The organism is Marinomonas sp. 63XJN7_7_ISO-PGPR-S23-202, from assembly GCF_056173505.1.
In genome coordinates, this window is sequence record NZ_CM149677.1 from 3,570,479 (window position 1) to 3,591,300 (window position 20,822).

Genomic DNA, 20,822 nt, shown 5'->3' on the forward strand with positions numbered 1-20,822 from the left:
CAATATATTTTTAAAACTTAGCACTGGATAATTAAAAGAACTCGGCATATTTTTCGACTTCCCAAGAGGAAACTTGGCGCGAATACTCATTCCACTCAGCACGCTTCACTTTAAGGAATTCCGCGACAAGATCTTTGCCCATGGCGTCAACGAAAACGGTGTCTTTTTCTAACTCATCCAGCGCATCACCAAGAGATTGAGGAAGAATAGAAATATTTTTAGCGAGGATTTCTTCCAAAGATAGGTCATAAAGGTTGATGTTCATGGGCTCACCAGGATCCAGTTCACGCTCAACTCCATCGAGGCCCGCAGCAATTAAGGCAGAATGAACAAGGTAAGGATTACAACCTGAGTCAGGTAGACGGAATTCTAAGCGGCCATAGGGCACACGAACTAGCGCTGAACGGTTATTGTCGCCGTAGCAAACATAGGCTGGCGCCCAAGTGGCACCTGAACTATTACCGCCAACCACTAAACGCTTATAGGAGTTAGCTGTCGGGGCGGCAAAAGCACAAATCGCTTTAGCGTGTGCCAGAATGCCTGCTGTAAAGTGATAAGCTAATTTTGAAAGGCCCATGCCATTAGTATCACTGTCATCGTTGAATAAATTCTTACCCGACTCATCAGTGATAGATAAATGGAAATGCATACCATTACCTGTTTTATCTGGAGCAGGTTTCGGCATAAAGGAACAAATCATCCCCATATCATTCGCTATTTCACCGGCCGCCATACGAACGAAAGTAAATCGGTCAGCAGACTCTAATGCATCGCCATAGGTGTAATTGATTTCAAACTGGCCATTGGCATCCTCATGATCAATTTGATAAACATCAAAATTAACGGCTTGTAAGGTCTCCACCAAACGTTCTAAGAACTCACGAGAACGAGAAAGTCCTTTATAGTCATAACAGGGCTTAGCAAGCGTATCGGATTGATCAACGGGAAGCAGCTCTCCTTGCTCCCCTTTCTTGAACAAATAAAACTCTGGTTCAAGCCCGGTATTCAAGGTCCAGCCCTTGTCTTCTAAGCGTTTAAGATGGTTTTTTAAAGCGACTCGTGAACAATATAAATGTGGCTCATTATTAACATAACCGTCACAGACTAATCTTGCATAGCCAGGCTGCCATGGAACGATACTCAAAGTAGATAGGTCGCCACGCGCCATAAAATCAGGCCCATGAGGCGCCATAGCAAGACCACTAACGGCAAAACCCGCAAAGCCAGCCCCCTTCTCAACGACATCAAAAATATTCTTTGCCGGCACAGATTTTGTTTTTGCCACACCATGAATATCCACAAACTGCGCTAAAATATATTTAATATTATTGTCTTTAAGAAAGTCTTCTACTGCATCTGATTGCATTGCTGATCTCCTAACTTATGGTGAACGTAATGTGTGTTCTCATTGGTGAATCAAACAACCAAAGCAAACTATCCAAAAGTCTCACTAATGCTGTTAGTAATAACCTTTATCAATCTTGCTAGAGTAGATAACACCGAATAAAAAAACCCATAATATTCTCAAAGGGAATTTTTATTTCCTTATGGGAAAGCAACATGTTTGCCAAAATTTGATTTTTAGGAATTTTTTTTCTTATCAGTGTAAGGTAATGATTTTTATGATCTAAAAATCACATAAAGAGTAAAGAGACCCATTAGTAAGAGGTAGGAAGGCCAACAGCGATGAGAAAAGCGCACCATCTAGACACGACAATGCCCTAAATAAGGGCGGAATGATTCAAACAAGAGAGGTTTCACCAAAATAAAAGCTTGAGGAAGACGGCTATACAGGCAAGACGCAAACCTATTACAAAATTAAGCGACGCTCCTTTATCATGCATAAAGATAAAAACAAATCTTTAGTGGCAGAAGCCGTGCCACTGCCACTAAAGAGTCCCCCTTAAGAGAGCGTTTTATTATTTACTAAAGCGCATTGTCGCCCCGGCGTGCACTTTCCCACTGCATAACAAGTTTTAACGCCGCAGGCAGCACCAATAAGGTAATGAGGGTCGCAATCAATAATCCACCGATAATGGCATACGCCATTGGCTGCCAAAAGACTTCTCGGGAAATCGGCACCATCCCTAAAATCGCCGCACAAGCCGTCAATAAAATAGGACGGGAGCGATGTATCGCCCCTCGCGTAATGGCCTCGTGAATGGATACACCTTCTTGAACATTGCGATCCACCTCAGAAATTAAAATAATCGCATTGCGAATGATCATACCAAACAGAGCGATAATCCCCAGTAAAGCGACGAATCCCATGGGGGTGCCTGTTGGCAACATGGCGATCACGACCCCGATTAAGCCAAAAGGCGCGATAAATAAAGCCAATAACATCCGTGAAAAGCGACGTAACTGAATCATTAATAATGTCAGCATGCATAAAATGGTCACTGGCAATACGTCATAGACTGACCGGTTTCCCTTACTTGACTCAGCAACGGCTCCCGCTTCTTTTAACTGATAGCCCGGTGGCAATTTATCCGTAAACTGCTGAACGATGGGAGCCAACTCATTGGACAAGGCTTGCGGCAACTCGCCCGACGCCGCATCTAATTGCACGCTAATATACGGCTCTCGATTCCAGCGCCACACAATGGGATCGGTTATGCCATATTGAATGGTGGCAATCTGTCTTAGTGGCACCGTTTGTCCATTGCTTATGGGTATTTGCAAGTTACTGATGGTGGATACATTTTCCTTAGCTTCTTTATTGCCTTGCACCACCACATTTACCATACGGTTATGATCACGAAGCGAAGTAATCACATGGCCAGAGAAGATATTAGCCAGTGTATTGGCCACTTGTTCAGAACTTAGCCCCACCGCCCGAGCTTGAGTTTGATTAATATCAATGGCGATGCGACGTTCTGGCTCACCGCTGGTCAAATTAATATCACGCGTCTGCGGATCTTTTCCTATTAACACGGCTAAATCCGTTGCCAATGAACGCACCTTATCCAAATCTGGGCCCATAATACGATAACGCACAGGCCAACCCACTGGTGGACCAAGCTCTAAGGGCGCTACACGACTGACAATATCCGAATCATGCTGATTCAAATAACGCTTGATATCAGCACTTAGCCTATCTCGAACGTCAGTAGACTTCGCCACAACCACCAGTTCGGCCACATTCTCATGACTGAGCAAGACATCCATCGGCAAATAAAAGCGTACCGCTCCGGAGCCAACATAGGAGGAAAAATGCGCCACGTTTGGCTGTGTCTTAAGCCATTTTTCAAGCGCTATGACTTTTTCTCGGGTGGCACTTTGCGTGGCGTTTTGCGGCAAAGTCAAATCCACCAGCAATTCGGGACGATCTGATGATGGAAAAAAAACCGACTTCAACTGGCCCATCCCGACAATGGACAGACCAAGCAAAACACAGGCAAGCATAATCACACTCTTAGGCTTAGAGAGTGAATAAGATAACAAACGACTAAACATCCTTGAGTGGAAGCTGACCTTATCTTTGTGAGAAACCAGTGTTCGTGGCAAGAGCCAAACGCCTAACAAAGGTGAGAATAAAATCGCCACGATCCAAGAACTCGACAAAGAAATCAACACCACGACAAACAAGGAATAACAGTACTCACCCGCACTGGAGGCGGCAAAACCCACTGGAATAAAGCCTGACACCATCACCAGCGTACCCGTTAACATTGGAAAAGCCGTACTCTTAAACGCGTACACTGCGGCCTCTTTGCGTTGCCAACCTTGTTCCAACCGGGAAACCATGGTCTCAACAGTAATCATCGCATCATCGACTAATAAACCTAATGCAATAATCAAAGCCCCCAAGGAAATACGTTGCAGTCCAATACCAACGATTTCCATGCCAACAAAGGTCATCGCCAACACGATGGGAATAGAAAAGGCGACCACTAAGCCTGCTCTCATACCTAGAGAAATAAACGAGACCGCCAACACAATCACAATGGCTTCCACCAGCACTTTGACGAAACCGTTCACCGCCCCTTTTACCACCTTAGATTGATTAGCCACTGTAAAGACATGCATACCATGGGGTAAAAGCCACTTGACCTTATCCATTTCTTGGTCGAGCCGCTGACCAAAATCCAACATGTTGCCTGTTTTCGACATGGAAATGGCCAGCCCTATGGCAGGCTGCCCATTCACTCGAAACTCGGGTTCCGGCGGTGTTTTTAACACTCGATGAATGGTGGCAATTTGCGTTAACGGCACAAAATGCCCATCGATATGCAACACAATATTTTGCAAACTTTTTTCGGACTTAAAGGCCCCCGACACTTGCAAATCAATACGCTCACTTCCTGTACGAATCACCCCAGCAGGAACAATGGCATTTTGCTGTTGTAGCATGGTCGTCACTTGCTTAAGACTTAACCCTAAACCCGCTAATTTTTCAGGCGAAAAGGCAATATTAATTTGCTCATCTTGCGCCCCCAGCACCTTTATTTTACTCACGTCTGCCACACTCAACAGCCGATCCCGAATACGGTCCACCACATCCCGCAGTTCGCGCTCAGTAAAACCTTTTCCGGTAAACCCATAGATGGTTCCATAGGTATCATCAAACTCATCATCCACGGCAGGTTCACTGGCCCCCGCTGGCAAACTAGGGGATAAATCCTTCATTTTTTTACGAACCTGATACCAAATCTCTGGCACCATTTTAGGCGGTGTATTATCCCGAAGATTCACAAAGACAACGGACTCACCTTCCCGAGTGTAGCTTTTTAAATAATCCAAATATGGAACTTCTTGCAGTTTCTTTTCCACCACATCAGTAACAAATTGCGTGGTATCTTTCACTGACGCACCCGGCCATACGGTCGACACCACAGCTTTTTTGATCGTGAAAGAAGGGTCCTCATTACGGGGCAGATTGATATAGCTGAGCACGCCCATGACGACCACAACCATCATCAAAAAACTGACCATTTGTTGATTATTTAAAGCCCATTCGGATAAGTTAAAACGCTTGCGTGGGTCAGACATCAGTTCTCATCCTTAAACAGGGTGACTTTCATGCCAGGACGCAATGTCGATACGCCCGCCACCACAACACGCATTCCAGTCGACAAGCCTTTGGACACAAAAATACTGTTATTGCTGTAGCGCGCAATGGTTACCGGCTGCAAGTGAACGGACTGGGTTGACGGATCATAAATATACACAGCAGGCTGCTTGCCTTGGCGCGTTAGCGCTAATGCTGGTAATTGAATAATATTGGCTTCACGAAGACGAATCGAGCCTTTCACAATAGCGCCCAACACCATTTCTTTTGGAAAGGTCATTAACTTAATACGAACTCGATAGGTTCTTGTATTCGTATTCGCCTGAGGACTGACATCTCTAACCGTTCCGGTGGTTTTAATACTCGGATCAGACAATAATGCCACTGTGATTTTGCTGTGAGGTGGTGTATTGGTAATCATCTCCTCCGGTACATCAAACACCGCATTGCGCTGAGTCAGAGAAGCCAGTTTCACCACCTCCTGTCCAGCAGAAACCACTTGCCCAACATTACCACTGACCTGAGTAATCACCCCACTTTCCGGTGCCAGCAACTTGGTATAACCCAAATTATCGGACGCTTCTTTAACGGCCGATTTCGCACTTTCATATTGCGACATGGCGGTATCGTAATCAGACTTTTTCATGTCAAATTGCGATTGGGAAATAACATGTGTTGACAGCAGTTTTTTATAGCGCTTGTAGGTGATTTTTGCCAAACGCAAACTGGATTGCGCACTTACTAACTTCGCCTGAGCATTGGCTAACTGATTTTTGGCGTCACTGGTATCCAATGCCGCCAGCAGTTCACCCTTAGACACCTTATTCCCCACATCCACTTTGCGCTCAATAATACGACCGCCTATGCGAAACCCTAAAATAGTTTCATGTTCTGGCTCAATATCCCCAATCAAGCTCACCTGATCGGACGATGAGTCTGCAGACAACAACACGGTTTTCACCGGTCTAGGCGGCGCAGGTTCGATTTTCTTTTGCTCACTGCAGCCAGACAGCGCCACACAAAATGACAGCACAACAGTTTTTCCAAAAATTGATGTAAAAGACCTCTGCAATCCCTGACCTAAGCGAAAAGACATCATTTCGAAAACCTCATTAGAAGACGAAAACCAGCAAAAAAAGAGCTTAATAAAAGGTATAACTTATTGCGATAACAGCATTAAAACCACTTTTTAACAACAATTGAGCCATGTTTTATTTTCTAAATAAATGTAGTCAAATGGAACCGTTACCACACAATGTTGGCTCAAAAGATGAGATCAACCTCACTTCAAATTCTGTTCTTATCCCCCATCATCAAAAACCATTGTATTTCCGCTAAACATGGACTGTGACAACCAAAGCCATCGAGTGAATGGGGATGAACCTAGAAGCTCTTTACGAAGAAACGATTAATAACACAGAAAAAACAACCGCTTCTCAATCATTTTAAACTCATCTTTAATGGTCTGAGTAGGAAACCAACAAACTAGTCGATAAATATCAAGAAATGATTAAACAAGAGCGTTCATGGAGTGGCGTTTAGATCGAGATAGGGTGGCCTTCTCTTGCCAGTACGGCGGAGTCGGTCTAAGTGGGGAGTAAGTTTTGTTCGTTGAATTCTTGTGGGCTGATGAAGATTTTCATCAGCCCACACAGGCTACTAATAAGAATGAAATCATGAGAGCGAAAGCCAGCTTATAAATGCTGACTGTCTATGTCATCTTTAATGATTTCGAGCAACTTTGCTTCAAGCTCTTCATTTCTATGGAGATTGATATAGTGTGCTTCTTTTGCACTTAAATGATAGGAAGCATTCTGCTTAGTCTTTTCATTTTCTACTATCAAGGCATGTTCATGTCCATCTTCCGTTGAAGCCAACTTGATTTTGTACTTGTTACCAGCAATGCGAACGTGCTCTGTTCTATATATCTCTAATGAAGTTAACGACGTCATTAAAACCCATCCTAAATGAATATGATTGTTTATTTTTCTACCAAGCTATCTTAGCTTTATTTAATTTGACTGGCGATTCACAAAATCCCCATCAAAATGGATAGACAAAAAGGATAACAAGAAAACGCATATAAAAAAATACATTTTCAATGTCAAATATATTTCATATAAATCAATTAGTTAAATATTTCAAACAAAATAACTGCGAGCACGACAAAGTTGATAGCGAATTTATGGACATCTCTTAATATCGCAAAACATTTGTACCCTACTTTGCTGTCGCCTCTTGCGGGCGGAAACTGGGTTGTCGTCGCTTTGGGGTCGATAAAGATTAAAGGATGTTTTTCACCTGACTCCAAATATCACAAACTTCAAATTTCCAAGTAACATGATTCAATTAGGGAAGCCTCGGCCTTACCCATCAATCGCAAAGGAAAGTCTGTATGCTAATAAACAAATAGTAACCAACTGATGGAGGTAACATGCCACTAGTAAGAATTGATTTAAACGAAGGACGTTCGGATGATGAGATAAAAACTATCATGGATACCATTCAAGATTGCGTTGTTGACGCCTTTAACGTGCCCAAAAACGATCGCTACCAGATAGTGACCGAACACAAACCGGGACGCATGGTGCTGCTTGATACAGGATTAGGGTTCGAACGCAGCGAAGACGCCATCGTCATCCAAGTTTTCACCAGTCCCCGTGCAACGGTTATGAAGACTCAGTTCTATAAACATGTCACTGAACAGCTTGGCAACGCCATTGGACTATCGCCTAAGGACATTCTCATCTCAGTCATCACCAATACAGATGTCGACTGGAGCTTTGGATTTGGTGAGTCTCAATATCTAACAGGTCGCTTATAATGAGGCCAGACCGTTATTTTGGCTCATAGAGTCACTTGGGGTCGATGAAGACAAGGTACTTTTTCATCGACTCTTAACAAAAAAGCATTGGCGGGCACAAGCCCGCCATAAACATTAGCTTGGTAAGAATTCTTTCCCCCACCCTAACCCTACAATGTTGCGTTTGAGCATGGAGTCGATCTCGGCCACGTCATACCCAACTTCTGCCAAAATCTCCCGCGTCGAATGACCTGTGCGCTCTGTTGGTTTCAATGGGCGAATAGCGGCCTCTGTGGGGCGAATCGCATAATGATCAATTTGAGTCACTTGATGGCCGCACGGGTGATCAGGGAAGATCGTAAACGCAAAGCTACCTCGGTCAATACCAGTGGTTCCATCACTAAGGCGACTGTTTTCCGTACGTAGATGTTCGATCGACTCAGGAATAGCAGCAGCGATATCTTTTTCCCGCAGCTGATCGGCCCAGTATTCAGATGGTGCCTTAGCAAACTGCTTGGTCAGGAAGGATTTGATATCATCCACCTTGACCATTTCTTCAAACCCTTCAATGGCTGCTATTTTTTCCAGCTCTACACTATCGGAATCTAGATAGATCCAACCATTATTGGTTTGATAAAAGTGTGCCAACGGTCCAAAACCCATCCCCTCTCTACCAGAAGGTTCATTAAATGGTGGACGTCCCGCATAGTCGTAACAATAGGGAATCTGCAACAAGTTAGTCACTGACGAAAGTGATGTACGGGCACGGGAGCACTTGCCTGTTTTCAATTTCTGGTACAAAGCCACAGCCGTTGCCAAGCCAGCAGCAAAACCGCAATTAACATCAAGAGTTCCAATGTGTGCATGTTCTTCAGGTGTTTCAATCCCCCCAAAGCGACTCATAATGCCACTGATGGCTTGAATAATATCGTCGTAACCAATGTACTCCGACATTGGCCCAACTCGCGGTCCACCCAAGCAGTCCAGACGACAAAACAGTAAATCGGGTTTGATGCTCTTCAATGTCTCTTCATCCAGCCCTAATTGGACGATCTGCCGCTGAGGTGCGTTCATGACGACCATATCCACTGACCGTACCAGCCTATTGAAGATCTCACGACCTTCTTCGGTGGAGATATTGACGACGGCACTGCGCTTATTAACCCCTGACTGGAAGGTATACATGGTCCCGATCAATGGATCATAAAGTGGCTTGACAGGATCTAACTTGATGACTTCAGCACCAAAGCGAGATAAGAATGCAGCGGAGTGAGGCCCCGCGATAACATTCGTCAAATCTAGTATGCGCAAATCCTCTAGCCAACCTTTACCCGATGCAGGCTGTATATCGGTTCCAGTGGGTCGAGTGACTTTTTCTTGGGCAGCGACCTCATTCAGTTCAGCCAATGCTTCATCGAAACTGACATGGCGACAAGCTCGCGGCGTTAGCATGGCATCGGCTTCATTTTCTAACCAAGCGATAGGACCGGGTTGCTTCATGATGCCGTAATCAGGAGTGTCTACCTCAACAATCAGGCCTGCAAGGTTAACATGCTCGTCCTGCACCCATTCTTCCGTTGTACGGTGAGGCGCGCCTGGAATCGATGCTTTGCCAAAAATGCGTCCCCATTCCTCGGAGGTTTTGGTAAGAAAAGCGGCTTTCATTTTCGCTGCGATAATATCCGCCCACCTTTTCGGTAATGGGTAAACACCAATGGATGTCTCACCATCCCATTCACTGATAGGGAGATGTAAATCAGCGACTTCTGGTAGCCCTTCGGCAACCAGTTCATCATAGATGCCTAAGACGGTTAACGCTCGTTTGGCATGGTTACGATGAGAAGGACAGACACAATAAAATTTACGGCCGTCGGCACATTCATAAGTACGATAAAAGGGGTCTAGATACTCTTGTAGATCCTCGTACGAAAGATCCAAGGGAATGTTGTTGTTGCGGCGGTATTCAATCTCATGCTCACGCATGGTTTTGTAGCGTTCAGGCAATCCATCAATAACATAGGAGTTATAGGACAGTCCTTCCATCATGGCTGCTGCGATAGGCACCTCAATATGATCACCTCGCCCCGTTTTTTCTCGCTCGTATAGGGCAAGAACAGCGGAAGCCGCCGACAATGCCGTCGCATACGATGAGCCCAATGGAAGCGGTGAAAAACTTGGGTTCAACCCCATCAAGACGCGATTGAACCCCATATCGGTATAGCCGCCACAGGTAGCGGCAACGACGGCTTCCGTCGCTTTCCATTCTCGACGCAGTGTATCGTTACTTGCAAAGCCAGGTATCGACAATGTAATCAGTTCTGGTCTAGCCAAACGTAGAGCCTCTAAATCAACCCCTAACTTTTTCATAACGCCTGGACGGAAGTTTTCTATCACGATATCCGCTTTGTCGATCAAGGCTAATGCCTTAGAAAGACCTTGTTCAGACTTCAAATCCAGCTCTAGACTCAGCTTATTTCGGTTGAGAATTTCATTGGCAGGATTTTTCCAAGTTGGCCCACCCGGTGGATCAATATGGATAACGGTAGCGCCAAAGTCGGCCAATGCCATAGCGGCGGCTGGGCCGGCAATCTGTTGACCAAAATCTACAACACGGACACCTTTCAAAGGCAATTCATTGTTATTATTCATTTTCACCTTTCCTATCTATGTAAAGCGTTTTTTAACAAAAAGTGAGGTTGCTTTAATATCGCAATAACCAAAATGACTACTGACTTTCTGATTTCGCTTAACCAACAACCGATTAAAGCTGTCACACTCTGGATAGGAGCTGAGTCTAGGAATGGTTTGGGTTGTCTACCAGCAATAAATAATCCGCCTTAGGGCTAATTTTTTTTATGAGTAATGCGTGTTTTAACTTCCTAATCCGGTTTATCTCAGTAAAAGTAAACTTAGCCATAAATAATTTTTAGTCTTAGAGTGTCTTTTTATTTCTTTTCTGCTTCTAACTCTTTTTAAATAATGACCCTCGATATCGTTATAGGATCTAACCGCCCATCTCGATCATCACTGCCACGGGATTAATTCAATAAAAAAAAATACAAACCGTTAGGAGCAGCACCAATGAATACAATGCATAAATGCATCCTCGTGCCGATAGACAGGGACCACGAACGTTCGTGGCAAAGTTTATTATCGGCCACAACCGACCTTGCCCAGCGTTATCACGCCCAGCTGGAGATCGCCGCTATCGCCCAAAAAACGGGCGTTTCCACCATCAAAAACTATTTTTCTAACGTGATGAATAGTCGCCTCTGTAAAGAAGGGATAAATCAACTTAATCAGTTTATTGCCGGATATATTTATAAAAACATTAGCGTTCAGTCCCAAGAGGGACGGGGACGAATCTATTCTAAAACCTTGCCTATTGTGTCGAAATTAATTACTGGCCTAATCATTACAGCCATATACACTTTTGGCGTTTCTAATTACTTAATCAGAGTAAATACAAAGAAAGTAATGCGCCATATCCAATATTCTTTGATGGTAATGTGTAAAAAATGGAGAAAAAAACATCATGAATAATAAAAAATATAAAATACCGGAATCAGGTTTATTGGCGGGTGTAAATCCAGTTATGGCAATCGGTTCAGCGGTTCTTGTACTTGCCTTCGTCGTATTTACAATTGCCAATCCAAAATATGCCAGTTCCGTATATAACTCAGCTCAGAGTTTTATTACCTCTAAGCTCAGCTGGTACTACATCGGCCTAATGAGTTTTATGTTGTTTTTCTCGGTTTGGCTCATATTCAGCCGTTATGGCAATATCCGTCTTGGTAAAGACTCAGATCGTCCTGAATTTGGTTTTTTCTCTTGGTTCTCCATGTTATTCGGTGCGGGTATCGGTATCGGCATATTGTTTTGGAGTATTGCGGAGCCTATCGACCACTTCCAACACAACCCCTTTATTACGGCCGCTCAACAGCAAACCCCCGAAGCCGCTCAGGTCGCGATGCGCATCACGATCTTCCACTGGGGATTGCATGGATGGGCACTGTTCTCGGTAATAGGCATGTCCCTAGCTTACTTCTCGTATCGCAAAGGTCTCCCCCTTTCAATCCGCTCCTGCTTATACCCACTGTTCGGAGAGCGCATATATGGCCCAATTGGACACGCTGCTGACCTTCTCGCTGTGTTTGGTACGGTGTTCGGAATAGCAACGTCACTTGGGTTAGGGGCCCAACAAATGAACTCGGGGTTGAACTATTTATTTGGCATCAAAATGTCGATCGGAACACAAGTCGTACTGATTGCCCTACTGTCTGTTTGCGCAACGCTATCAGTACTTAGTGGTCTAAAAAAAGGCATCCGAATTCTCAGTGAACTGAATATGCAAATGACCGTAGTGATGCTTGGATTGTTTGTTATTTTTGGACCAACTACTTATATTCTAGGTTCAATTTTTAACAATCTTGGCGACTATATGTCCCACGTCGTACAGCTAGGACTTTGGGTCGACACGACACCTAAAAGCCAGTGGCAAGGCTGGTGGACAATCTTTTACTGGGGCTGGTGGATTGCTTGGTCTCCTTTCTGTGGCATATTCATCGCCCGTATCTCCAAGGGCCGTACTATCCGAGAATTTGTTCTCGGCGTTCTGCTTGCGCCAACACTTCTTGCTGCACTTTGGATCACAATCTTTGGTGATTCCGCTATGTACATACAATTATTCGGTGGCGGCGGCATTGTGCAAGCGGTGAATCAAGACACCACCACTGCGCTTTTCAAGACAATCGAGCTACTGGGTAACGGTCAAACAATAACGCTTCTGATGGCTGGCCTCTGTACTTTGATGCTGATTACCTATTTCGTCACCTCTGCTGACTCCGCCACCTTGGTTATTTGTACACTGCTGTCCATGGGGGCTGAACATCCACGTGCACGCTACCGCATTTTCTGGGGGATTGCTGTCGGTGCAGTAGCCGCTGCATTGTTGATTGCGGGGGGACTCAAGGCGCTGCAAACGGCCTCCATTGTGGCCGCGCTTCCCTTCTCCATCATTATCATCCTTGCCGTCATCGGACTGTATAAGTCACTAAGGGCAGAGTTTTCTGAACAGCCAGAGTTATCGGAAAATACTCTGCGTGAGCGATCTCATCTATACACAAAAGAGGATGAAAGTATGCAAGTAGTCACCAGAAACCTTTAACAACAAAATTTTAACACCATCTCTTAGTTAACTAAGAGATGGAACTTAACTCAGAGACCTAAGTGGATTTTGGCTAGCAATATCACCCAAAGAAAATGGCCGTCTCTGTACTCTAAAAATCAAGGAGTTGATATGTCTACTCAAATTATACTGCCAAGAGTTATGCAGGTCGGAGCAGATGCAACTAAAGAGATCCCCAATATCCTTGCAGGGCTCGGTTGCACAAGACCACTGATCATTACCGACAAGATGATGGTACAGCTTGGCTATGCCAAAACCTTACAAACCCTACTCAATGATAATGAGTTAAATGCCGATGTCTTCGATGACACCATCCCTGAGCCAACAGTTGCCTCTATTCAGGCAGGTGTCGAAAAAGCACGTGATGGCAATTACGACTGCATCATTGCTCTGGGCGGTGGTAGTCCAATTGATAGCGCTAAGGCAATCGGTATTCTCGCCCACTTTGGGGGAACCATGCGAGATTATAAATTTCCTTGCGTTGTAAACGAAGCAGGCTTGCCAGTTATTGCCGTGCCAACAACGGCTGGCACAGGATCCGAGGTGACTCGCTTTACCATTATTACCGATGAAACCAATGACGAGAAAATGTTATGTGTCGGCATTGGATTCATGCCCATCGCCGCCCTCGTGGATTACAAACTCACCCTCAGTTTGCCCCCACGAATTACCGCTGATACCGGCATAGATGCCCTTACCCATGCAATAGAAGCTTATGTCAGCCGTAAAGCGAGCCCTTACAGTGATAGTCAAGCGCTCGCCGCCATGAGATTACTGGCACCAAACCTTCGCAAGGCTTACCACAATGGTAAAGATGCACAAGCACGTGAAGCCATGATGCTCGGCGCAACCATGGCGGGGATCGCCTTTTCGAATGCTTCCGTTGCCTTAGTACATGGCATGAGTCGCCCTATTGGAGCGGCTTTCCATGTCCCACATGGACTCTCCAACGCCATGCTATTACCAAGTGTTACTGAGTTTTCCATTCCTGCCGCACCAGATCGTTATGCGGATTGCGCTAAAGCGATGGGAATTGCAAAAGAAACAGACAGTGTGGATCAAGCAAACCAAAAATTGCTTCAGGAACTCCGAGACTTGAATAGTGAGTTACAAGTCCCCACACCTGAGCAATTCGGTATCGACCGTGAACATTTTCTAGAACTGATGCCGACAATGGCTCAGCAGGCACTGGCATCAGGCTCTCCTGGTAACAACCCTAGAATTCCTAGTGACAACGAGATTGTAGAAATATATCGCACTCTTTGGGCTTGAAATATCAAACGTTAATTTATTATTAAATAGGAAATAACATGAACACTATCGGACATTTGATCAACGGCAAAATGGTTGTTGAAGGCAGCCAAAACCAGGACGTATTTAACCCTGCGACAGGAGAAGCGACCAAAAAGGTTGATTTAGCCTCTAAAAGAACCGTCGAGGAAGCGATTGCCTCGGCTCAGGCGGCTTACCCTGCTTGGCGCAACACGCCACCGATGAAGCGCGCACGAATTATGTTCAAGTTCAAGCAGCTTCTGGAAGAACATGCTGACAAGATCTGTGAACTGGTAGGTGAAGAGCATGGCAAAATTGTTCATGACGCGGCTGGCGAACTCCAGCGTGGTATTGAAAATGTTGAGTATGCCTGTGGCATACCAGAACTACTAAAGGGCGAATACAGTAAAAATGTGGGTCCCAATATTGATTCCTGGAGCGAATTCCAACCTCTAGGTGTGGTGGCTGGCATCACGCCATTCAACTTCCCTGTCATGGTACCGCTTTGGATGTACCCCATGGCAATCGCTTGCGGCAACACCTTTGTACTGAAGCCATCGGAACGCGACCCAAGTTCAACTTTGCTTGTCGCACAGTTGTTGCAGGAAGCAGGACTACCAGCGGGTGTATTCAATGTCGTTAATGGCGGCAAAGAAGCGGTGGATACGCTACTGACTGACGAACGCGTAAAAGCCGTCAGCTTTGTCGGCTCTACCCCCATCGCTGAGTACATTTACAGCACCGCTAACGCCCACGGTAAACGTTGCCAAGCCCTAGGTGGTGCCAAAAACCATGCCATTGTCATGCCCGACGCAGATATGGACAATGCGGTCAATCAACTACTCGGCGCCGCCTTTGGCTCCTCTGGTGAACGTTGCATGGCATTGTCAGTTGCCGTCGCCGTCGGCGATGCCGCTGCTGACCAACTCGTTAGTAAAATGAAAGAAGCCATGGTCAGCCTAAAAGTTGGCAACCATAGTGATAAAAGCAACGATTTTGGCCCAGTGATTACCTGCGCTCACAAGGATAAAGTGGTTGGTTATATTGATAGCGCAGAAGAAAATGGCGCAGAAGTGGTCGTTGATGGACGCAACCCTCAAGTAGCAGGATATGAGAACGGTTTCTTTGTTGGCGGTACACTGATTGACCGTGTAACACCTGACATGTTGAGCTATAAAGAAGAGATCTTTGGCCCAGTATTGCAGGTAGTTCGAGTGAAGACGATGCAGGAAGCAATGGATCTGATTGACGCCCATGAATACGGTAACGGTACGTGTATTTTCACTCGTGACGGAGAAGCGGCCCGCTATTTCAGTGATCATATTCAGGTTGGTATGGTGGGCATCAACGTTCCTCTGCCAGTGCCTGTGGCTTACCATAGTTTTGGTGGCTGGAAGCGCTCTTTATTTGGTGACTTACATGCCTATGGACCGGATGCCGTTCGCTTTTACACCAAGCGTAAAACAATTACTCAACGCTGGCCTTCCGCTGGAGTCCGAGAGGGTATAGAGTTCTCAATGCCGACTATGAAGTAACCTTGACTGGCGGCTTTTTAAAAGCCGCCAATTACAAAAAAATGAGCTTAGTTGATGGATATTTTTTGGGAGTATTCCATAAAAGTAAACGACTCTAAGCTCCGCTTTAAACTTTGTACTGAGACCCCTAACAAATATGAAAAAGCGTCTCCCACCTTTAAATTGGTTGCACTCTTTTGATGTTGCTGCTCGTCATTTAAACTTTACTCTAGCAGCCACAGAGTTAAACCTTACTCAAGCGGCCGTAAGTCAGCAAATAAGAGGGCTGGAATCACAGCTTGGCTGTACATTATTTAAGCGCTTACCAAGAGGGCTTGAATTGACAGATTCTGGTCTTGCTTATCTTCCGGTGATTCGTGATTCCATAGCACGCATGGAGGCTGCAACAGATGAAATATTTGGCCAAGTTCGACTTCGCCCGTTAACCTTAAAAGTCAGTTTAGTCTTCTACACTTGCTGGTTGATTCCTAGGCTCGCACGCTTTCGTGAAGCTCATCCCAATATCTCTCTACGTTTCACCAGTAATATTTGGGTGAATGAAGTGGATCGAAAGGATGCAGACATGGAAATTCGTTATGGCCATGGTGACTGGCAAGGTATGATCTGTGAGCGCCTAACTTGGGATCGTTTGATCCCCGTTTGCGCTCCAAAACTCAGTAGCTTACAACGCCCTCCTGTTTCGATTGAGGAGTTATCACAATGTACACTGCTGCATGTACTCGGATACGAGGAAGGTTGGGGACATTGGCTTAACAAAACCGGATACGGGCACGTGGAAGCCGCTTCCAATATCCAATTTGATACCTTGATCTCCGCACTGGAAACCGCCGCTCAAGGTGAAGGCGTTGCTCTGGGACGTTCGTCTCTTATCGAAGGAATGCTGGCCAACGGGAAACTCATCTCTCCTTTTGAGCATAGTGTAGAAACCTCAGAAGCCTTTTATCTTGCAAGGCCCATCAAACAAATTCCGCATCCCAATGCCGAAGTCTTCCGACAGTGGATATTACAGGAAATTGGGTCAAATACTGCTCAATTAACGGGATGAACGTTAAATTTAGATACTGTTTGGCCAGCCAAGTTTCAGACGAAACGATGCTGTACCCTCTCAGGAAACAACGTAACCAACCCTAAGAGTTAGCCGTTAAGGCAGCAATCCGCAATGGATTGCAGCCTTAATTGGTTATTCTCAATCTTTGAAAAACGTCACAATGGATTCGATCGGCCCACAAAGTTTGACACTGTGTTCCTCTTTCTGAAGGAAGGTAAAGCCATAATTCTGTTAGAACGTAACAAAATCATCGTCTTTGACATCAGCAACCGTTCGTAAAGATACTAAAAACTGTCGATTCACGCGACTATTCAACTACTCTTTCACAAGGTATGCCAACGACATCATCCCTAATTCAGAAACTAAACTATTCCACTCAACCATCAGTTGTTGATCATCTTTTGTATCCAAACTTAAATTCCTTGCTAAGGTGGCAAATGCTGTTTGGAACACTATTCGGGCTTTTAGATCTGGATTTCCATTTATTTCATCACGAAATTGAAGTAAAGCATTTGTACTAATCTTAGTGGCATTCTGCATCTGCGAGTTGCCTCTTTGACTTGCGATATTGTCCGAACTCGCTTTGGTCATCGATAGACGAAGAAGCAGTTCATTCTGTTTTAGAATTTCAGCATATTCAGATATGTAACGAGGGACATAGTCTTTGAGGGTGGTGCATTCTTCCAAAAGACGATTAATTGAATCTTCTTCTTTAGACGCCATGTTAGCCAAACCATGTGCAATGACTTCTCTAACCAAATCATCTTTGCTTTTAAATCGGTAGTAGATAGAACCAATTGACACTCCACCTTCAGCACTTACCTCTTGTAAAGTAAAATCCTCACACTGACGCTCGAATAAAAGCTTCATTGTGGCATTGAACATTCTATTAAGAGAGGCAACACTCCTATCTTGCTTAGGTTTTCTTGAAGAAAATGATTTAGAGTCCAACATTATTTGATTCTTTTGATTACCTATCATGGCTTAATGGTCAAGAAAGTTAATAAGATAAAACATCTTATCCCGCCTTTGTGATTTTTCATACAAAGGTGGGAATTATTATGACATTTTAACGGTCTCTATCCTCGAGAATTAACTCACTCGCTCTGTACCCTAACATCATTGCTGGGCCATTTGTATTCCCTGATGGAGGTGTAGGCATGGAGGAACAATCTACGACTCGAAGGCCCTCTACTCCATGAACCCTCAACCTAGAGTCTAATACTGAATCTTCTGGGCTCCCCATTTTACAAGTCCCTGTACCGTGAAGACCCGGACTCACTAGCCAGTTTAAAGCCTCAGATATTTCATCATCGGTTTTGCATTCATCGCCTGGCGAAACTTCATGAACAATATAAGGAGATAATGCTGGCTGAGAAACGAACTCTCTCATTAGCTTAACAACCTTAATCAGATCATTTCTATCATCTGGATGCCCCCACCAGTTTGCGTCCACAAGCACTGGAGTTTTGATATCCGAAGATTGAATTTCAATACTTCCGCGGCTCTTTGGTCTTAGAAACATGGCATTGATTGTCAGACCTGGCTTATCTTCTAAAGCCCCTTGACCTGGGTTCGCCTTCATTTCCTCAGACGACCTCATTGAAAAAGGTCCGATTCCAAATTGAACATCGGGCCAATGTTTTTCAGAATTTAATGCAATCAAAGCGGTTATCTCTGGAGACGTATAAGCCATTTGACCTTTACGAGTTAAATAATATTGGATAACGTGTTTTGCTAATCTCCAGCCACGAAACTCTCTATTCGCGCCCTGTTCGTTTTGCAATCTAAATGACAATGAAAGCATGGCATGATCAACTAAATTTTGACCGACATTAGGTAAATCTTTTACAACGTCGACTCCAGCATTTCTAAGTACCGATTCAGGCCCAAGTCCTGAAACCTGAAGCAATTTAGGGCTTTGCATCACCCCAGCAGAAACAATCACTTCACAGTTAGCATCTACATCAAAGGATGACTCTTGTGCTTTACATGAAACCCCCACTGCACGAAGACCGTCAAAATTAATACGCTCAACTGTGGTATCTGTCATAACAGTCAAGTTACTTCTACCAAGTGCTCGTTTTAAAAATGCTCTATACGAAGAGGCTCGACGCCCTCTCCTATCAACCGTTGCTTGCGTATAGCCAATACCTTCTGTATTTGGGGTATTAATATCTTTTAATATTGGTAACCCTAGTTCCATACCGGCTTTCAGAGTAGCGTCTAGGATTCGGCCTCGATAGGGCAATTCGGTTACCTGTAATGGACCATTTTTTCCTCTTGATGGGTGAGCATCGGGATGCTTATAATTTTCCATCTCATTGAAGCAGCGAGATACATGATCCCAAGACCACTCTTTTAACCCCATATCCGCCCATGAATCATAATCAGCCTGCATTCCACGAAGAAACCAAGTTCCGTTGGTTGAACTAGAACCTCCTAGCCCACGTCCATACACCCATGTTTCACCTGGTGGTCTATCTTTCTGTTCCTTAATGGGAAAATAGGAGAAGTATCCAGGCGTTCCCCACATTTTCAAGAATGCCCTAGGCATGTTTACAAGTTCTGAATGATTGCGCCCACCAGCTTCAATTAGAAGAACGGTGCTTTTCCCATCAGCACTTAAGCGATCAGCTAAAACACTTCCTGAAGAGCCTGCGCCGATGATGATGTAATCAAAGTTTTTTGTATGTTTTGACATAAGTTACCTATTGGGCAGCAGATACTTCACTGCGCTCATTTTTACTGTGAAACATTCTTGAAAGAGAAAAACTAAGCAGAGCAAGAAGCACCGCAATGACACCCACAACGACCATTGCTGGCTGAGCGCCACCAAATTCGGATGAAATGATGTTGAACAACATCGGACAAAGGAAAGTGCCAGTAAAAAAGGCTGTCGCCCAGATTCCCATACCACGGCTTCTTTGCTCGAACGGAAGAACAGATTGTCCCCAAGCTAATAACGCAGGGATAACCATGCCAGCACCTAATTGCTGGATAACGGCACCAAGTGACACTTCGATATAGGTTGGCGCTAAGCCAATAACGACTTGCCCAATAGCAATAAAAACCGCCGCTAAACAAAGTAAGCTACCAATTTTCCAATGGGATAAGCAGCGATATAAAAGGGCTCCTAATATATAAGGCAACGTTGTCGCAGCTTGAATCAGACCAATATTTGAGAACGATTTTATTCCAGTTGCAGCTAAAATATTGGCAACATTAAGAGGCTCTACATAGTAAATTATGGATGAAGTCAGTGTTACACTACCAATCAGCATTGCCGCTTTAAAAGGAAACCCAAGTGATTTATTTGTTGAACTATTATATTTAGAAGAATCCTTAATTGGCTCATCAATAAACAGCAGAGCCATGATGAAGCCAGGAATAGCTAGCAAATAGATGAAAAAGGGACCTTTCCAACTCACATCAGCTAGAACCCCACCAGCAAGAACTAGAAGTGTGCCAGCGGTTGACGTAGATATACCTACCCAAGACACCCAACCATGTCTTTTTTCACCAAAGTAGTCTGCAATTAAAGTACTGGAAACTGTCACTACAAATGCTTCTGCAATTCCCAGTACAGCGCGACTTGCCACTATGATTTCAATATTATTTGTCAAAACAGGAATGATGCCCGTAATCGAATACAGCGCCATTCCCCCGATGAAACAAACACGACGGCCATAACGATCAGAAATCATCCCCGCGAATGGCGCTGTTATCGCCAAAAATAACGACGGTATCGTCACAATCATTGGTATAAGTGTTTTTGCATTCTCTATACCACCAAAATGCTGAAACAATTTTGGTATTGCCGGTAACAAACAAACAATCGCCATTACAGGTAGAATTTGCGCGTATAAAAGCGTAATCCCCTTTATGAATGTGCCTCGACCTGCTGTCGTGGAAGTGCTACTCATTCCAGACATAGTTTTATCTCCGTTTTTTGTTTTATG

The 20,822-nt window shown here is 44.6% G+C and carries 14 protein-coding genes; 6 read left to right on the forward strand and 8 right to left on the reverse strand.

What is annotated here, in order from left to right:
- Positions 1–31: 31 nt before the first annotated feature.
- From glnT to AC0VYG_RS16545, 4 genes are all read right to left on the reverse strand, one after another.
- Positions 32–1,366 carry a type III glutamate--ammonia ligase gene (glnT, locus tag AC0VYG_RS16530; protein WP_475429038.1) on the reverse strand — a complete coding sequence of 445 codons (1,335 nt, stop codon included), beginning with the start codon at positions 1,364–1,366 and terminating at the stop codon, positions 32–34.
- 560 nt (positions 1,367–1,926) lie between these two features.
- Positions 1,927–4,995: an efflux RND transporter permease subunit gene (locus AC0VYG_RS16535; RefSeq protein ID WP_475429039.1), complete on the reverse strand. Its 3,069-nt coding sequence runs from the start codon at positions 4,993–4,995 to the stop codon at positions 1,927–1,929.
- The gene (locus tag AC0VYG_RS16540) at positions 4,995–6,047 is read right to left on the reverse strand and encodes an efflux RND transporter periplasmic adaptor subunit (RefSeq protein WP_475429040.1); all 1,053 of its coding nucleotides are present in this window, start codon (positions 6,045–6,047) and stop codon (positions 4,995–4,997) included. The genes AC0VYG_RS16535 and AC0VYG_RS16540 overlap by 1 nt, the downstream gene beginning before the upstream one ends.
- Before the next feature lie 661 nt (positions 6,048–6,708).
- Positions 6,709–6,966: a hypothetical protein gene (locus AC0VYG_RS16545; RefSeq protein WP_475429041.1), complete on the reverse strand. Its 258-nt coding sequence runs from the start codon at positions 6,964–6,966 to the stop codon at positions 6,709–6,711.
- A gap of 482 nt (positions 6,967–7,448) precedes the next feature.
- On the opposite strand from AC0VYG_RS16545, the gene AC0VYG_RS16550 reads away from it, so the two are divergent.
- On the forward strand, positions 7,449–7,838 hold the full coding sequence (locus tag AC0VYG_RS16550; RefSeq protein WP_067341305.1) for a tautomerase family protein: 390 nt from the start codon (positions 7,449–7,451) through the stop codon (positions 7,836–7,838).
- A gap of 114 nt (positions 7,839–7,952) precedes the next feature.
- Here the strand turns inward: AC0VYG_RS16550 and AC0VYG_RS16555 are convergent, their stop codons facing one another.
- A complete protein-coding gene (locus AC0VYG_RS16555) occupies positions 7,953–10,466 on the reverse strand; it encodes a CoA transferase (RefSeq protein WP_475429042.1) in 2,514 nt (837 codons plus the stop codon).
- Between the two features lie 432 nt (positions 10,467–10,898).
- Between AC0VYG_RS16555 and AC0VYG_RS16560 the strand changes: the two genes are divergently transcribed.
- From AC0VYG_RS16560 to AC0VYG_RS16580, 5 genes are all read left to right on the forward strand, one after another.
- Complete coding sequence (locus AC0VYG_RS16560) at positions 10,899–11,360, forward strand: adenine nucleotide alpha hydrolase family protein (protein ID WP_475429043.1); 462 nt, start codon at positions 10,899–10,901, stop codon at positions 11,358–11,360.
- Positions 11,353–12,984, forward strand: a complete 1,632-nt coding sequence (locus AC0VYG_RS16565; protein ID WP_475429044.1) for a BCCT family transporter — start codon at positions 11,353–11,355, stop codon at positions 12,982–12,984. The genes AC0VYG_RS16560 and AC0VYG_RS16565 overlap by 8 nt, the downstream gene beginning before the upstream one ends.
- Positions 12,985–13,116: 132 nt before the next feature.
- Positions 13,117–14,277: an iron-containing alcohol dehydrogenase gene (locus AC0VYG_RS16570; protein ID WP_475429045.1), complete on the forward strand. Its 1,161-nt coding sequence runs from the start codon at positions 13,117–13,119 to the stop codon at positions 14,275–14,277.
- A gap of 38 nt (positions 14,278–14,315) precedes the next feature.
- Positions 14,316–15,812, forward strand: a complete 1,497-nt coding sequence (locus AC0VYG_RS16575) for a CoA-acylating methylmalonate-semialdehyde dehydrogenase (RefSeq protein ID WP_475429046.1) — start codon at positions 14,316–14,318, stop codon at positions 15,810–15,812.
- A 136-nt stretch (positions 15,813–15,948) separates the two neighbouring features.
- Positions 15,949–16,857 (forward strand): LysR substrate-binding domain-containing protein, encoded by a 909-nt coding sequence (locus tag AC0VYG_RS16580; RefSeq protein ID WP_475429047.1) that lies wholly within the window; start codon positions 15,949–15,951, stop codon positions 16,855–16,857.
- A 318-nt stretch (positions 16,858–17,175) separates the two neighbouring features.
- Here the strand turns inward: AC0VYG_RS16580 and AC0VYG_RS16585 are convergent, their stop codons facing one another.
- From AC0VYG_RS16585 to AC0VYG_RS16595, 3 genes are all read right to left on the reverse strand, one after another.
- A complete protein-coding gene (locus tag AC0VYG_RS16585) occupies positions 17,176–17,814 on the reverse strand; it encodes a TetR/AcrR family transcriptional regulator (protein WP_475429048.1) in 639 nt (212 codons plus the stop codon).
- 115 nt (positions 17,815–17,929) lie between these two features.
- Positions 17,930–19,564, reverse strand: coding sequence for a GMC family oxidoreductase (locus AC0VYG_RS16590; RefSeq protein WP_475429049.1), 1,635 nt, complete (start codon positions 19,562–19,564; stop codon positions 17,930–17,932).
- Between the two features lie 7 nt (positions 19,565–19,571).
- Entirely contained in the window at positions 19,572–20,795 is a 1,224-nt protein-coding gene (locus AC0VYG_RS16595; protein WP_475429050.1) for an MFS transporter, read from the reverse strand.
- Positions 20,796–20,822: the final 27 nt, after the last annotated feature.

Coding starts and splice junctions, on each gene's coding strand:
- AC0VYG_RS16555 (WP_475429042.1), bottom strand. CDS start 10,466: ATGAATAATAACAATGAATTGCCTTTGAAAGGTGTCCGTGTTGTAGAT.
- AC0VYG_RS16560 (WP_475429043.1), top strand. CDS start 10,899: ATGAATACAATGCATAAATGCATCCTCGTGCCGATAGACAGGGACCAC.
- AC0VYG_RS16545 (WP_475429041.1), bottom strand. CDS start 6,966: ATGACGTCGTTAACTTCATTAGAGATATATAGAACAGAGCACGTTCGC.
- AC0VYG_RS16580 (WP_475429047.1), top strand. CDS start 15,949: ATGAAAAAGCGTCTCCCACCTTTAAATTGGTTGCACTCTTTTGATGTT.
- AC0VYG_RS16575 (WP_475429046.1), top strand. CDS start 14,316: ATGAACACTATCGGACATTTGATCAACGGCAAAATGGTTGTTGAAGGC.
- glnT (WP_475429038.1), bottom strand. CDS start 1,366: ATGCAATCAGATGCAGTAGAAGACTTTCTTAAAGACAATAATATTAAA.
- AC0VYG_RS16595 (WP_475429050.1), bottom strand. CDS start 20,795: ATGTCTGGAATGAGTAGCACTTCCACGACAGCAGGTCGAGGCACATTC.
- AC0VYG_RS16565 (WP_475429044.1), top strand. CDS start 11,353: ATGAATAATAAAAAATATAAAATACCGGAATCAGGTTTATTGGCGGGT.
- AC0VYG_RS16550 (WP_067341305.1), top strand. CDS start 7,449: ATGCCACTAGTAAGAATTGATTTAAACGAAGGACGTTCGGATGATGAG.
- AC0VYG_RS16570 (WP_475429045.1), top strand. CDS start 13,117: ATGTCTACTCAAATTATACTGCCAAGAGTTATGCAGGTCGGAGCAGAT.
- AC0VYG_RS16590 (WP_475429049.1), bottom strand. CDS start 19,564: ATGTCAAAACATACAAAAAACTTTGATTACATCATCATCGGCGCAGGC.
- AC0VYG_RS16585 (WP_475429048.1), bottom strand. CDS start 17,814: ATGTTGGACTCTAAATCATTTTCTTCAAGAAAACCTAAGCAAGATAGG.
- AC0VYG_RS16535 (WP_475429039.1), bottom strand. CDS start 4,995: ATGTCTGACCCACGCAAGCGTTTTAACTTATCCGAATGGGCTTTAAAT.